This is a genomic window from Marinobacter sp. LQ44 (genome assembly GCF_001447155.2).
Taxonomy (GTDB): domain Bacteria; phylum Pseudomonadota; class Gammaproteobacteria; order Pseudomonadales; family Oleiphilaceae; genus Marinobacter.
The window spans coordinates 2,929,002-2,944,638 of the sequence record NZ_CP014754.1 but is presented as its reverse complement, the minus strand read 5'-3'; the positions used below and the strand labels follow the sequence as shown (position 1 = coordinate 2,944,638).

Below are 15,637 nucleotides of genomic sequence, written 5' to 3'. Positions count from 1 at the left end.
ATTATTGCTCTCGATCTAGCCCAGCAGATCATCTTGGGACACTTCTGACCCCATGACAATTTCTAAAACCTGGGCTAGATACATCTTGGCTTCCTTGGCATCCGTGGATTTTCGCAGATACTCTGGAATGAATTCCACAAACTCCGATGAGGTGACTGGTTCATGTTCAACCAGTGCTTCAATCATGGCCGGCCGCAGCAAACGCCTATCCTTAGGCGTATCGGGAAACTGCTTCGCAATGATGGTGTCGGCAAACGATTCTAAACGTCCACGCAAATCGGCGACGTCATCGAACAACTCGATAGCCCTCGGTGCTTCAAGGCCCGGGCTTGTCTCAACCTCTTCGACAGGTTCTGCATCTAGCTCGAAGAGCTCTACATCTTCTCGCCTTTCCGTCTTCAAACTATGAAGCTCACGGATAATCGGCTCAAGCTCACCTTGGGGATTACTGAACCAATCCGTCGACCAGATCCGTCGAATTCTCCAGCCAAGCCGTTCCAATATCTCTTGGCGTAAGCGATCGCGATCACGCGCAGATTTCGCGGAGTGATACGTTGCTCCGTCGCATTCAATGCCCATCAGATAGCGCCCCGGCTTTCCAGGGTCTTTGACCGCGATATCAATGAAGAATCCGGCCACACCCACTTGTGCCTCACTCTCGAAACCGGCCTGATGGAGGGCCTCAATAACAGACACCTCAAAATCACTGTCGGGCGCCTTCCCGGTATGTATTGGCGCGCCTTCCATACTGCCTTTCTCGGCGTAATCCAGGAAGTTGCGCAGAGCGATGACACCACGCTTGGAAGTCTCTGAAATAAGTATGTCCTCAGAGCGCATGGAGCTGAAAATATGCATCCGTTTCTTTGAGCGTGTAAACAGAACGTTCAAGCGCCGCCAACCCACGTCTGAATTGATTGGACCAAATCGCTGGTAAACCCGCCCACCAATCTCAGTCGGGCCATACGTGCAAGAGATGAAGATCACATCTCGCTCATCTCCCTGAACGTTTTCCAAATTCTTGATAAAAAGGCCATCTTCCAGATTGCGGAGCGCTTCAATTGCTTCAGCAACTGCATTGTCGGCCTTGCACTCTTCCTCTACGGCTCGCTCTATTTGTTCTCGCTGCTTGGAGCTCATCGCAACGATGCCAAGTGACTCATTCGGATGTTTCACCGCGTGCTTCACGACCGCCTTTGCTACAACGCGAGCTTCTTCAATGTTGTGCTGATTGACGAAACGCCCGCCCTTCACGTAACTGAATTTAACGCCGTACTCTTGGGCCTTGGCATGAGGTGATGGGAAAATCACAAGATCGTTGTCGTAAAAGTTACGGTTCGAGAACGCAATCAAGCTTTCATGCTGTGACCGGTAGTGCCAGCGTAGACGGCGCATTTTGAAGAGCGGCAAGGAAGCATCAAGAATGCTGTCTGTCTGCGCTACGGCAGCAGTCTCTTCGTCATCGTCATTCATGTCCTGTCGATCAAAGAAGCTGGTTGGCGGCAACTGTTTTGGGTCACCAACCACCACTAGTTGAGCGCCTCTGGCGATAACACCAAGTGCATCTTCCGGTTTAACCTGGGATGCCTCGTCCATGACCACCAAATCAAACTGCAGATGGCCTGGTTTGAGGTAGTGCGCAGCTGACATTGGCCCCATCATGAAACACGGCTTCAACGCCAACAAGGCATTGCTTGCCCGATTAACCAACTGGCGAATCGGAATATGCCTTGCCTTCTTCCCCAACTCGTTTTTAATCAACGCCATGTCTGTATATTCAGACTTCCTGCCTCCTGCGAAGCCTTCGGGCACATGGCGCTCGGCCAGAACATTCGCGATTCGCTTACGTTGTAACTTTTTCAGTTTCTGATCGTATTCTCGGAAGGTGCTCTGCAGTGCCTCTTGGCCCTTCCCAGAGATTCGGGCAAGGTGAGGCTTCTCAACCAGAATCTCTCTGGACAACTGGTCATAAATTGCGAGGTTCAAGGCTTCGCCCGCACGTTCAATATAGAGTTTTCCATTAGTTACCATACGCCAAAGCGGCTCGAGGCCCTGAGCCCGCATTTCGTTTCGGATGCGAACAAAGTTGACCCAATCGTTCAACCACTCCGGCTTCTGTATTGCACAGAGGTTTCTCTGGCTAAGCTCCTCGATACTCCACCCTGGGCTGACCAGCCACTGTCCAGAGTTCAGTTCAGTTTTGCTTTTGAATAGTTCGCACGCATCTTCCTGCTCACTCCACGCTTTCAGGTAGCCCTCTGCTTCGGCCTTAAGGAGCTCATATTCCTCGTGAGTTTTGATGGACAGAATAACCTGTCTCAGAGGTTCAAATCGGAGCTTGCGCTGAACGTAATTTGCGAAATCCAGTGTCTCTCGGATGGACTCGAGCGCATCTTTGTTATCAGCATTTGGACCGACAGCCAATTTAGCCTGAGGCGAAAAGAGCTCTTCAAGCAGCGTGTCTTCTGCAAAGCTTGACCTAGCCTGCTCAAGTTGTTTCAACTGGTCAATTCGGTCCTCGATGAACTCAACCGAGAGTTCATCGCTTTTGAACCAGTGCTGAATCATCGCGCCCGCTGCCTTCAATCGCTGGTGCTCAGTGAGCAGTGAGCCATCATCGCCAGTAAGGTTCCGATTTCTATCCAGCTCCTGCTGAATGTTAGGGATAACCTCGCGCACTTCCTCCAATGCTTTTAAATTATCCCTGAGCTCTCGGGTAATCCCTTTACTTTCAAGCTGCTGAATACCTTTGAATAACCTACTTTCGAGAGCAAATATCGAGTCACCAATCACCACGGTTTGACCAAACCCAATGCCATAGATGCTCCTAACTCGTTTGTACCACTCCCGGAGCCTTTTCAAGGCGCCAATGTCCGTCTCTAACCCATCAAAGCCCGAGCCTATTTCGAGCTGATAGCGATTTGAGTCAAACGCCTCCATGCCGGATACGTATTCAATCGACTCGGCAATGACTTCACTGAGTTCTTTAACTTTAATATCTGGGTTGGCGGCCAATGCCTTTAACTGCTTACGGGCCTGCCACCAGTCTCCTGAAAACCACTTCCCCATTCCCTCGCGTTGAATTTGAGCTTGAATTGACTTCAACTCTCTTGAATTTGGAAGTTTTTCTAGGTCAAAGCTCTCGGCTGTTTTTTTACGTAATGAGCGTAAATAACTCGTTTTTTCTTTCAGGTCTTCGAGGGTTGCATCCAAGTCGTCCTCATCGAAATGAGCAGACCTGAGGTTGATCAACGAACCGTCCAAAGAGCCAATCAATTCAATCATCTTTATTGCAGAGTCGAGCCCTACGATCGTCGGCCCATAATGCTCGCTCAGTGGAGAGGGAAGTGCGGATTTCAGTTCCTGCAAATGCCGATCAAGAGGAGCAAGCGAGCTCTCAATTTTCTGGAGCTTGATAATCGCTCGAACAATATTTGAGAACTTCTCTTTACGATCTGCCCCAGTTAGACGATGTAGATCCGGAAACGGCGGTAAACTCCCGCCCTCAGCAATGGAACTAAGTTTTTCCGAGCATATATCCTCCTGCAACGCCTCGAAGTTTTCCTGAATATTCCGATGCAGATGCAGTAATAACTCAACATTTGACTGGGTATTTTGGTCAAGGCGATCAAGAGCCTGGAACAACTCTTTTCGAGAGAGTTCAGGTAAATCTCTCAGATCCAAAGCTAAGGATTCACATCGATCCACTAACGCAAGGTTCAACGCTTCAAAACCAAATGCTCGCGCGATCCGCTGATTGTGAGCTTCTAAACGCTCTAAAGAATGCTGCCATCGATTTAGTACGGAAACGATTTGCTCTGAGTCGAACAGTTGAATGGCGGTATTTTCAACGCCAGACCACGGGTGATCATTAAGACTCGCACCTTGACCGACTTGATCTATCATTGCTCGGTAGATTTTCTGAAACTCTTTGACCTGATCCGCTAATTTGAGCTGAACCACGTCGGTGAGTTCGCGCCCAGACAGGCCTGCAACGTGAAGATCCGTTGGGCGGATCGCAAGTTGCTGTCGATAACGGGCCGCTCCACTAAAAATCTCATGGATTGTTTGGTTCGTGTTGGCCCAAGACATATTGATTTCCCGGGCATACTGATTGAGCTGATCCTTCAACTCCTCATACCGAGCGATTTCAGCATCAATACTCTGAGTAGAGGAGAGGTGCTTCTGTGCGGTGACTCGAGCACTTATATCATCGAGAACTTTTCGCTTCTGGGATTTGTGGCTGTGTAGCTCAAGGCAGAAATCTCCAAGTCCAGCTTTGTCGAGGCGACTCTTAACTACGTCGAGAGCAGCCATTTTTTCTGCGACAAATAAGACTTTTTTGCCGTTGAGCATCGCTGCAGCAATCAAATTCGTTATTGTTTGAGATTTACCAGTGCCTGGCGGCCCCTCGATGACAAGGTTTTCACCGTTAACAGCGTCAATCAAAGCACTGTGCTGTGAGCTATCAGCATCATCGATAATTGGGAAAAGATAATGAACCTGACCAACGGCATCAATGAAATGCTCACCGGAACCGGAACCGGAACCGGAACCGCTACTCCCACCCGCTGCATTCTCCGAACTTCTGAAGAAACGTTGAACAAGTGGGTGCTGAACCAAGTTACGATCATCAATCGGCCAACGCTTTGGGTCCAAGTCAAGATACATCAACATCTTGCCAAAATTCAGCAGAGCGAGTGCTCCGTAACGACGAACTGACCAGTCCGGCTTCGTCGTTTTTATCAGTTTCTCAACTTTGTCGAGATACTTTTCGGGGGACTCATCCTCTGACACTTCAGGCAACGCGAGCCCGAAATCGAGCGCAAGTTTTTCTTTGAGCGACAGGTTCGGAAGAATATCCTCGCCGGTATAGCTGAGAGTGTATTGGTAGGTTCCGGTGCTGTGATCAAGCCTTCCTCGGCTAAGGTGAACTGGGATTGTGAACAGCGGAGCAAGTCGCGTTTTAGAGGCATCATCGTTCTCAGCCCACTCAAGGAAGCCGAGTGAGAGATACAAAATGCTTGCACCTGTTTCCTCTAACGCCGTTTGAGCTTTGCTTCGGATTGCTCGTAATCTGGACTCCATTTCCGGAGGATAAAGTAGTACCTGGATGGAATCGTCTTGGTGCTTATCATCGCCAGGCACTTCATCTTCTCTTGGCAATTCATAATGAACGTAAAAGCCAAGCACTTTTGCCCACTCTCGTGCGTCGGGACTAGACTTTACTTGCCGTTCTTCGCCACTATCATCATCGATCTCCAGGTAGCCATGCTGAATCAGTTGCTCACGAGTGGGATGCGGAACAGGTTTAAACTTCAGCTCGCGCTCTACGAGTAGCTCTGAACACAACTGATTAGGAACTTCATCGATTATCCGAAGCGCAGCGCTTTTTTGCTGGATTGGAAAATTAAGCAGCCTATTTCGGGCGGTAAGATCGAGTAGTTTCTTGCGCATGAGCTCCAACGATTCAAGCACAAACGGATCTACAGAGCTCAGGAAGTTTTCTATTGTTTGTTGGTTTTGTTCTTTAGACATGGATCCGCTAGATTCCTGTTCCAATTTCGGTTTTCCGACCCGAGGTTGATCTTGCTTTGGCGTAGAGGAGCCCAGAGATTGCTCTGTTTCTGCACTATCGGACCCCTGAGCCAGGGCAGAAAGAAGTTGCTCTGCCCGACGTTTAAGTTGTTTCGCGGCCCCAGTTTTGCGGAACTGTAATTCGAAAAGGACGGTTTCTAGAAGGGATCTGTCTCGCGTATTCTCGTTAACCAGCCGGCTCAATCGGCTAATATCTGACGCGAGGTAAGGCCGCTGTTCCATAGTGCCCCGTCAATGCAAATAACTATATAATTAGGCCGTTATCACCCCGTAACCTTTTACTACAGTTTGGCGGCCAACAGCAACGCTAAAAGGTACAAAGCACTAGTCTTCAATGAAATAGTCGGAATCGACCTGTTTCACTTCATACGTCTCTTTCACGTTGACCCCAAGGTTGTTTTCAATCATCAACTGGGCTAGCTCGCGCCCGTCGATTAGTACTACTTTCATATCCAATCCTGCAGCTGCTTCACGTGCTCCGGCGGAAAAATCTGATGTCGTTAGGAACACACCTTTCCGAGCCCTCTGGCGGGTTAATGCACCGATAAACTTATCAATCTCGGGACGATGAACCGTATTTGCCCACCGTTTCGCCTGCAGGTAGATCGTATCCAAACCCAGCTTGTCTTCTTTAATGATTCCGTCGATGCCATCGTCGTTGGTAGCTTGCGTGGCCTGGCCGGCTTCTCGTCTTGAGCCGCCATATCCAATCGAGATCATCAGATCGACCACCAACTTCTCAAAAAACGTTGGCGATGCTTGTCGAATACTGTCCAGCACTTCGTCAGCAAGGCTCGCCATCAAGGATTGGTGCGCAGAAGAAAGCTGCTCATCAGGTGTTGCCTCTTCCAGACTTTCCTCTTCGTCTTCAATCTTATTGGGGGCGGGCTTGGACTTATGGGAGTGAAAATCATGGAACTCCGGAAACTGCTTCAGCCAGGTGACACTTATGCGGTCTGGACCCTGTTGCAGCGCGCTTTGACCACGCTCAGTGATCTGCACCATTCCCCTCTCAGGAATGGTCAAAAGCCCAGCTTTGTTAAGGTAAGTTCTGGCCCACCCAACCCGGTTATTAATCACCGTCTGGTTTCCTGACGGTAAACGCTCCTTTCGCTCTTGCTCCGTCAACCGAAAATGCTCTTTTACTGTCTCTCGCACATCCGCCAAAGGTTTTGCTGCGCCGTCACTAACGGCCAAAAGGACAGGTCTCATGACCGATTGGAAATCTGGAATCGCCATTGCCTGAACTGCTCCTCACCAGAACTTGTTTACTGATCTTTCTTAAATTCGAACAGATCGCCTACATCACAGTCCAGATAACGACAAAGGGCATCAATTGCTTCCAACTCTACCCGGCTCGCAGTCTCGTGATACAGCCGGGTAATCGTCCCGCGATTCACCCCTGTATCCCTCGCCACATCAACAATCTTGAGCTTTTTCTCACCCATCAGTTTGGACAGATGGCACTTAATCATTTGGCCCACCAAAGAACAAATTAACCCGCAGGAGATCAAAAAGACTTGCAAAAGGTCTTTATGAGTGCATAATGATCTTCAGGAGGACATTTTGAAGCGCTAACAGCGCACCATGTTCTCCAGCACCAAACCATAGCAGAGGTGAATTGTTATGTCACAAGAGTATCTGACCACCGAAGAGCTCGCTCAACGCATCAAATACGATGTTCGGACCATCCGTGAACGGCTGAAGGATTCCGTGCTGCTTGAGGGCATCCATTATTTCCGCCCCTTTGGCGGCCGAAAGATTCTCTATATCTGGGAGAAAGTCGAGCAAGACATGTTTGACCAGGCCAGCAGCACTGTGTTTGCCGTGCCGATGGCACGGGGAGGTGTGTGCCGTGGGTAAGATTGTAGAGCGGCCAGAGACTGGCAAATTGTTCTTTGACTTCCGCTACCGGGACAAACGCTGCCGAGAGCAAACCGCTCTTGATAACACGCCCGCAAATCGGAAAAAACTCGAGGCGATTCTCAAACGAATCGAAGCGGAAATCACACTGGGTACGTTCGAGTACCACAAATATTTCCCAAACAGCCCCAAAGCCCATGAGTTTACGCGGCAAGCAGAGCTCCGGCGCTCTCGCGAAGCACACGACACGCCGTTATTTAGTGAGTTTTGTGAAACCTGGCTGGATGAGATGCGGGTGCAGTGGCGAAAGTCACACATCACCACCATCGAAGGCACGCTGAAAAACTACCTGATCCCGGAGTTTGGGGAGAAGGAGGTTGGCCACATCACCAGGCAGGAAATTCTTTCGTTCCGGGCGTCACTCGCCAAAGTAGAAACCCGGAGCAAAAAGCCACTTTCCGCCAGCCGTATTAACCGCATCATGACGCCTTTGCGCATGATTCTGGGAGAGGCAGCCAACCGGTATGAGTTTACCTCACCCTACCAGGGGATCAAATCACTGAAGGTGCCCCGCTCGGATGTGGAACCATTTTCACTGGAGGAGGTTCGGCTGATTCTCTCCACGGTTCGAGCGGACTTCAGGAACTACTACACCGTTCGCTTCTTTACAGGTCTTCGGACCGGAGAGATCGACGGCTTGCAGTGGGATTGCGTCGATTTTCAGCGCCGGCAGATTCTAGTTCGCCAGGCTCTGGTGAACGGGGAAATCGAACAAACCAAAACCGACGGCAGTTACCGGCACGTTGAAATGCCACAGCTCGTCTTCGACGCACTAAAGGACCAGCGCAAGGCCACTAGCAACAACACCTTTGTGTTCTGTAATGGGGCAGGCAATCCGCTTGAGCACAACAACGTCACCAAGCGGGTGTGGTATCCCCTGCTCAGCCATTTGGGCCTGCGAAAGCGCCGGCCTTACCAGACTCGTCACACTGCCGCCACGCTGTGGCTGGCTGCTGGCGAGAACCCGGAATGGATTGCCCGGCAGATGGGACACACCACGACGGAGATGCTGTTTCGGGTATACAGCCGCTACGTTCCGAACCTTACGCGGCGCGATGGCTCGGCGTTCGAGCGGTTGCTCATCACCGAGTTCAAGCAGGAAAAGGTTGCGGGAGAAACGCCCGAGAAGGAGCAAAACGATGCTTGATCATACGCCTTACCGACTGTTCACGAGCGATACCCCTGCCCTGGCCAACCGGCGGGTTATTCGAAACCTTGCCGCTAGCCTGTGTGTTGCGGTGGGCATCAACCAACAAGATCGTCATGTAGTGACACTTCTCGGGCTTGGCGGTGAAAGAAGCAATGTTGAAGCCATGGAAACTTGGGTGCGCGACCAACTCGCTCGCCACGCAATGGAACCATCACGTGAGTCCCTTCCAACGCTACTGAGCGCCCTTCTGCGCCTTGAGTACGACTATGACGAGGAGCGTCGATATGGCTAACCTCAACGCAAAGCGACCGATGCTGGTGTCCTGGTACGATCGGTTCACTGTAATCTCAAAACTGCCTGTCGTTATCCCACGAACCGGAGAACCGATTGTCCGATTGACGTTGCTCTGTCGTGGTCGCCAGACTCTCGCTTACCTACGATATGAGGAGTCCCAGATGTTCGGCAACCCTGAGCTCGGGCAACGAATTCGTGCACAGCTCTGCATGCGGTCTTACCCACAACCAGGCAGGCTGATCATAACCCATTACGAACCTGCGACCTGAGAATCTGCATTGCCAGGGACGGCATCGAACATCACGCAACCGGTAAAAACCAAAAACCTCAGCGCCGCCCAGAAGTAGCTTCCGGCCTTTCCTGGCGATTTAAGCTTTAGATGCAGAATCCCATCTTTTGGCGGATCTTTCAGAACGCCGAGCTCCTGCCGAAACCGGGTCTTGGGAAGTCCGGAGTTTTGCGCCCAGAATTGCTGAGCAGCGGGCCAGTTCGCGTCAGTAGTATGGATAATAGGCTCGAAGTGCCTCACTAACCTGAGCTCAAGAATGAGTTTGAGAAACGCAAGTTGTCGTTCTCGTCCTCGGGGCTGGATATTGGGCCGCGACCGCTGGATCGCCTCTGCGGTAAGACGAAGCGAGTCTCTCGCCGCCAAAGCATCCCGCTCTGCCCAGTCCGCCAGTTGCACGAACCACCCCATCATCTCTTGAAATGCCGTTCTGGATTGCGGCGGTACGGGAAAATTCGAGAGCTCCGGGGCACGAAAAATCAGAGAGAAGTTCACTCGAGCGACATCGCTCCTAGGTGCGTTGAGTGAGAACCTCCCCAGCTTGTCCGCTTTTGGCATCGGGAGGTTGAATAATGCTGATGCCCTCGCCTGCCAGGCTTCAGCTAGGGGTTGATCAATATCCAACTGCGATGCGGCATGCGCTAAAGCTTCGCCAACGCTGGCTTCGGATGTTCGGCTTGAATACTGATCGACCAACAAGGCGAGCCGATAGGGCAACAGCGGGTTGAGGTGACGCGTTTTCCGGGGCGCCGTTTGAATATCGAACTCTGTCGGGTATGTTTTGCCTTTTTCTTCAATGGGTCGTGCGCCGCGAATTCGGACACAGCTCAGTAGGTCTGCCGCAGTCGACGCCCGATCGGTCAGGCGTTTGCGATGCCGAAACTTCTCCAAAGCCGCAGGCGACTTTTCCAAAATCACCTGCTGTTGGGCTAGGGTGAGTACCGGGTTTTCCCTGGCAATCAGGTATTGGCCTAGCAAAAAATCCAACACATGGGCGTAGCTTCGCAGTGTCACGCGTTCACTCGAATGCCCCAGCCACTGCGACAACAGCGCCAGACTCATGCTGGGGTCCCCCAATCCTGCTCTTCGCCAGAGCGGTTCACTGCCGCCTTCATGAGCGTCAGCGTCGCTCACAAACTGAGGACTACCCTCGGAGGACAACAGTTGCCCATCGCTCAGTTCCAGCAACCGAATCAGATTGAAGGAAGCAAACGAGTGCCTCAGATGGTGGAAGCGGAAAGAATCGTCTCCAGATACCTGGCGCAACAGGAGCGTCAGATCTGAGAACACCAGGGGCTCTGTGATGCGAAAGTCGCCACTGACCGGATCCGCGAACACCGGTGCTGCGCGATTATTCGTCGGTAACCGACGCTGCCGATCCAGAATGAACTCAGCCAGCCAACGCTGCTCGTCCTCTGGCAGCAGGATGGCCAACGGCAGCCTGCGAACCGCAGAGGCGGACTTAACGCCGACCGTTTTCGTTGGACGCACGAGAAGCTCCGGTTGTTGCACGCCTTCAACACCCAGTCCCGGGAAATCCTCAAATCGTCTGGACCACGCCTCACTCCGCCGCAGGCCGCAACGGAACCCCAGAATGAGCAACGCCAGCTGCATTCGCGCATAGTCGCCACCGGCAGCGAGCAGCTGCTGCTTGGCTATGTCGAACTCCGTTTCGGTCAATATGGCGGCATCCACTCCCCCGCCATCAGACACCTCCGAAGGCACGCGCTCCAACCCATAGGCCGTATGGAGAAACTCATGCCACGATGACAATGCGGCCTGTATAGCCCCTGCGTCTCCGGGACTGACCTCTAAGATCGCGTCATAGATGGCTTGCCATTCGTCAGCATCGAGCGTTGAGGCGCTGAGTACGTCCGGCGAATAGTCCAGCAGTCTTTGAAGGTGATGATAGTGTTTTGCCTGTCGGACGAGATCTGTGTCCAGGGCACCGTCTGATCCAATGAGAAACAGCGAATACTCCGCTAGCATCCGGGACAGCGCCGAGACACCCTCCTGTCTGAACACCCTCTGAATATCCTTTCGGGTGCGGTGCCTGAACTCCGCCACGAGCCGGCGTCGATCATAATCCGCCAACACTGAGATTTTCTCTGAGAGGCTGACGAACTTGCTCATCCACTTGGCGAGATCGCAAAAGTATTGTACTTGGTCAGTGGCGGGTGTTTCGGATGGCGGTACGTCGTTTTCAATGGGGACGTAGGCACTCGGGGCATCGCTATCCCCGGCGGCTACGTCGCTCTGGGTCTGATGAAACTGTCCAGTTAACCACCTTGCCCAATTCTCCCTCCTGAGTGACTTTCCCAAGTCCAATGTTCGCGCGTAATGCACGAGGAATCCGGGTACCACGGTCGTCAGGTTTGACTCCGACAGAGCTTGGCACTCACGCACCGTTAACGATGCCAACCCAATATGCTGAGTAAACACGTGAAGTGACTCTTCGCTGGTATCTTCCTGAGGCCATCGCCCAGACCAGTGTCGGTGCCAGCGTCTCAAAAGCAAGGCCGTCATCGGCGCAAGGATGATTCTTCTGCGCTTTTTGTCGCCGAGCCCTGCTTTGCCGGCACCAGAGGATTTTTCCAGCGTCACCCAGTAGGTGCCGCGATATGTCTCCAGATCCTTGCCAATGGCCTGGCTGAGCTCTGAGAACCAACCATGGCAAGCCACCCCTGTGTGAAACGCGAAGCTGAACAGCAACTCGCCGGCATCGATACGGATATCGCGAGGCCCGTCTGATGTGGTTCCTTGCAGCCACTCAAGATATCGATCTTGAACCATGTCGAACCGAGCAAGCCGCTCCGCTGTTTCGGTACTGAAGAGCGACGGAAGGACTGACACCGACGTGTATGGAGCAGGCACAGCAACGTCCCAGCCCAACTCTTTTACCCCACGAGAGAGTCCGGTAACCAGGTGCCGCTGTGCATCGCGAATCTCCATGCCAGAATCGCTCTGGCAGACCTCAGTGACGAGCCGTTCTACTTCATCGTCGCTCAGTCTCACATCAAACTGACCGGCGAAGAGGTCCGGCCAACTATCCCGAAGTCGGCGGTTTACCTCTTCAAGCCGTCGAAGTTTGGCAACCGCTCGGCTAACCGTCCTCTTTTCCTCCCCGCTTAGCTCACGACTCCGCCCTCGGCGGATGCTTCGTTCAAGGCGTTCGACCGGACGCAACCAACCCACCCAGCAGCCGATTCCCTCATTTTCCATCAATGCCATACACCACCTCAAAACCCAACGAATCGATTAACCGCTCCAACACCGGGGCAACCGACGCCCGGAAAAACTCAGGGTCTAATGTGGAGTACCGCGCCCATGGCTCGGCGCCAATTCCCCAGTGGCCCATAAAGGCGTTTACCAGTCCGCCCGGAACTGAGTGCTTTCGAAGGAAACTGCGAAGGCTGTGACGGCTGACGTTGATGGGCAGCGCGAAAAAACGCTCAAGCTCACTAGAGAGAAGTGCGGGCGTTGCAGGCTGGATGCTCAGTTTTTCATCAAGATACAGAAAGAAAGCATGCGGGTTTGCACCTGCACCCATTAGATAAGTTCGACTGCGAACGGCCTCGCAGTGACGCTCGTAGAGAACGAGTTGCTCCAGCAACCGATCTGGCGCAGGCACTGCACGATGATGGGCATTTCCGTCGCCGGTTTTATCGGCGATAAACACAAAGCCTCTTCTGCGATTGATTTCCTGGGGACGGCCGACTGGGTCATGAACCGCTCGAAAGCCCGTAGACCACAACAACATCCAATGCGTGTACGCCGTATAGAGGTTGTGGAATTCGCGAATCGCTTCAAGTTCGCCACGCCCCCGCAGCGTTTCCAACTCGCCCCGCAGCGCAGTCGTGGCGTTTACAATTGAGCCCTCACGCGCAACATAAGGCGTACCTACTGGCGTGTCGTCTCTTTCCTGAGCCCCACCACGCTCTGAGAAAAGCTGCGGCAAAAAGGCATCCCACGCGCTTACCACCTGCCGATAGCCGTCAACCAATTTGGAGAGGGGGCTGGCCTGATAATAGAGAGCCGCCGTTTGCCCAAAAGGCGGTTGGGATCCGGTAACCAGAGACGCCTCCACCGTATCGGCGAACTGAACCGCCAGGCTTGCGAACAACGCGGATTCGAGTCTCTTGAGTGTGAGGCGAGCGCCATGAGCATGTCTTAAAGCCATCAAACACTCCCGTGACTCCTCAAGTAGTTTCTCGAAACGAGGCACACGCGTGTTCAAATGACTACCAAAGAGACGAACAGAGCGTTTTTTAGCCTGCCTAGCTGCATCCCAAACAGGATCGAACAGCTGCATCCAAATTTGGGTTGGTATTGGTGCTATGAACACCTCGCTCACCGTTGTCAGATGAGGCTCCCAGACATTCCGTTTTTTTCTTCTCGACGCCGGCTTCAAAACACCGCTGGCCCAAGCATTCTCTTCCAGGATGATATAAACCGCCTGTGGATCAATTTTGTCCGGCAACTGAACGCGATTCTGGACCACCCGGCAGTCATAGATAGATTGCGCCGAACGTCCTGTGATCAAAATCAGTAAGAGTAAAAGCTTCTCAAGAAAAAGGACGTTTCCGTCCGACGTAATCCATTGAAGAAAGGCGCGCAGATCTTGCTCATTCAGTGATTCCCACCGACCTGGTAACACTCGATTCGCGCGTCGCAATCCTGCACGCTTGATCCCTGTTCGGCGGATGGAGTGTCGACTGGAGGCTCCCCTTTTCACCGCGAGACTCTCCTCCGGGTCAACAATCACTGTGCTCTTCAGCAGTTCATCGGGTGCGTTACCGTCAAGCCTCTGGCGCTCCAGGGCTTGTTTAGAGACCGCGTCAACGAAAAACTTTGGTTCTTGGTGTCCGTCAAATTCAGAGTCACGACTGGTCGCTTCCCGAAGCCAGCGGCCTTTGGTCAATTCCTCGTCTACATGTCGTGGCCCGCGTAGCGCTCTCTCAACGACGGGGCCTTCGCCCAGGAAGTAGCGGAAAAAGCGCTCCAGCTCTTTGAGGTAACGTATCTGGCCCTCCGCCAATACTCGCGAACTAAGGCCGTCGACTCGCCGCCGAAAAGTTTCAGAAAACTTTTCTACGTCCTGCCTAAAGTCCGGCACGCGATCGAGCCCCTCCTCAGACAGTAATCGAAGCGCTCTGCAGGCGCCGTCAACTCTATCGTGATAACCGAAGGTATCGGTACCGGAAAACTCAGCTCGCCACTCCTCTGCCAGCGATAGCACCAACGCCACCAGTTCTAGGCGTTTAGGAGCGTTTCTCTTCGACGACAGTTTGAGCAGCATTGCGTGAATGGGGGACTCGGTAATGAGGCCGCTGATCCCACGATGGCTTGCCTCCAGCCGCGCAGTTAATCCCTCATCGCCGCCTTCCTCGAGCCATTGTCGAAGTTGGTTTGCGCCAGCCAAAGGGCGGCCGATCTGATCGAATGCCGACAGGAGTTCAGGAATTAATCCAAGAATGTCTGCCACCCTGAACCAGTCCTCACGAGGCTGGATAAGACCTGACAGAAGATCATTAGGGTACATGCTGGATAGGTCCGGAGTGTTGCGAATATCCATCAGAACCCCAGCCCAATTTGATCGTCTTTTGCGATGGCGGCCAGGTCTTGGAGCCCAATTTTCCGACTGACTCCCGTCAGCCGCTCTAGGTCTGACCGCGACTTGAGTCGCGGCGATAGGCGGTCTCGCTGACCCTGGGTGAGCGACTCATAAAGTCTCAAAACGGCTCGCTGTTGCCCGGCACCCAACCCGAACAGCAAGTAACTCAAAAACATTGATTCCTGCGGAGAGGCGATTTCGTTCTCGGACCAAACGAGAACCTGCAGTTTCGACTTCAGAGGAAGTCGCAAAGCGAGATTCGCCACCGCGTGATTTGCTATGACATCGAACTTTCTATTACCGCGGTCGGAGTCGACCACGTGAACAGGATGGAGCCGTGCGAGCAACTGAATTGCGTCAACCGTCAACGCTTTCGGACTCCGCAACCGACTCTCGATGTCCAGCGCTTGCGCCCACAACTTGGCTGATAGTCGGTTTGAGAGACGAAGCTGCTCGACTCGAACTTTTCGAAGGGTCAATCCAGAATTCTTCATCGTACTCAGTCCTCGAATTAGCGATCTTACCGTCAAGCCTGAAACACTTCGGCATGACCCTTGCCCTTTATTCGAGACGAATTAGCGCTCAGAAGCAACCCTGAAAAATGTAACTTTTTGTTCAATATCAATTAGTTGTACGCGTTACGCATACCGATAGCGAACTTTCCAAAAATCGTTGTACGCGTTACGCATACCGATAGCGAACTTTCCAAAAATCGTTGTAGGCGTTACGCATACCGATATCGAGAACTGTTGTTTGAATCGAATTTATGCCGCGC

8 protein-coding genes are annotated in these 15,637 nt (G+C 52.6%); 3 read left to right on the top strand and 5 right to left on the bottom strand.

Translation table 11 applies throughout. From position 1 onward, the window contains the following. Nucleotides 1–15 precede the first annotated feature (15 nt). The 3 genes from hhe to ASQ50_RS13435 form a co-directional block, all read right to left on the bottom strand. On the bottom strand, nucleotides 16–5,535 hold the full coding sequence (gene hhe / locus ASQ50_RS13445) for a DUF4011 domain-containing anti-phage protein Hhe (protein WP_058092373.1): 5,520 nt from the start codon (nucleotides 5,533–5,535) through the stop codon (nucleotides 16–18). A gap of 384 nt (nucleotides 5,536–5,919) precedes the next feature. Continuing rightward, nucleotides 5,920–6,834 (bottom strand): restriction endonuclease, encoded by a 915-nt coding sequence (locus ASQ50_RS13440; protein ID WP_058092371.1) that lies wholly within the window; start codon nucleotides 6,832–6,834, stop codon nucleotides 5,920–5,922. A gap of 29 nt (nucleotides 6,835–6,863) precedes the next feature. Then, complete coding sequence (locus ASQ50_RS13435) at nucleotides 6,864–7,070, bottom strand: helix-turn-helix domain-containing protein (RefSeq protein ID WP_058092370.1); 207 nt, start codon at nucleotides 7,068–7,070, stop codon at nucleotides 6,864–6,866. Between the two features lie 151 nt (nucleotides 7,071–7,221). Here ASQ50_RS13435 and ASQ50_RS13430 point away from each other — a divergent pair, with 151 nt between their 5' ends. The 3 genes from ASQ50_RS13430 to ASQ50_RS13420 are packed head-to-tail and all read left to right on the top strand — an operon-like array spanning nucleotide 7,222 to nucleotide 8,960. After that, nucleotides 7,222–7,458, top strand: a complete 237-nt coding sequence (locus ASQ50_RS13430; RefSeq protein ID WP_035232406.1) for a hypothetical protein — start codon at nucleotides 7,222–7,224, stop codon at nucleotides 7,456–7,458. Then, a complete protein-coding gene (locus ASQ50_RS13425; protein WP_058092369.1) occupies nucleotides 7,451–8,665 on the top strand; it encodes an Arm DNA-binding domain-containing protein in 1,215 nt (404 codons plus the stop codon). The genes ASQ50_RS13430 and ASQ50_RS13425 overlap by 8 nt, the downstream gene beginning before the upstream one ends. Then, nucleotides 8,658–8,960, top strand: coding sequence for a hypothetical protein (locus ASQ50_RS13420; RefSeq protein ID WP_058092368.1), 303 nt, complete (start codon nucleotides 8,658–8,660; stop codon nucleotides 8,958–8,960). The genes ASQ50_RS13425 and ASQ50_RS13420 overlap by 8 nt, the downstream gene beginning before the upstream one ends. 252 nt (nucleotides 8,961–9,212) lie before the next feature. On the opposite strand, the gene ASQ50_RS13415 is transcribed toward ASQ50_RS13420, so the two are convergent. Together ASQ50_RS13415 and ASQ50_RS13410 are read right to left on the bottom strand one after the other, a co-directional pair. Next, nucleotides 9,213–12,479, bottom strand: a complete 3,267-nt coding sequence (locus tag ASQ50_RS13415; RefSeq protein ID WP_058092367.1) for a site-specific integrase — start codon at nucleotides 12,477–12,479, stop codon at nucleotides 9,213–9,215. Continuing rightward, nucleotides 12,460–14,823: a site-specific integrase gene (locus ASQ50_RS13410; protein ID WP_058092366.1), complete on the bottom strand. Its 2,364-nt coding sequence runs from the start codon at nucleotides 14,821–14,823 to the stop codon at nucleotides 12,460–12,462. Before ASQ50_RS13410 ends, ASQ50_RS13415 begins: the two co-directional genes overlap by 20 nt. Nucleotides 14,824–15,637 lie beyond the last annotated feature (814 nt).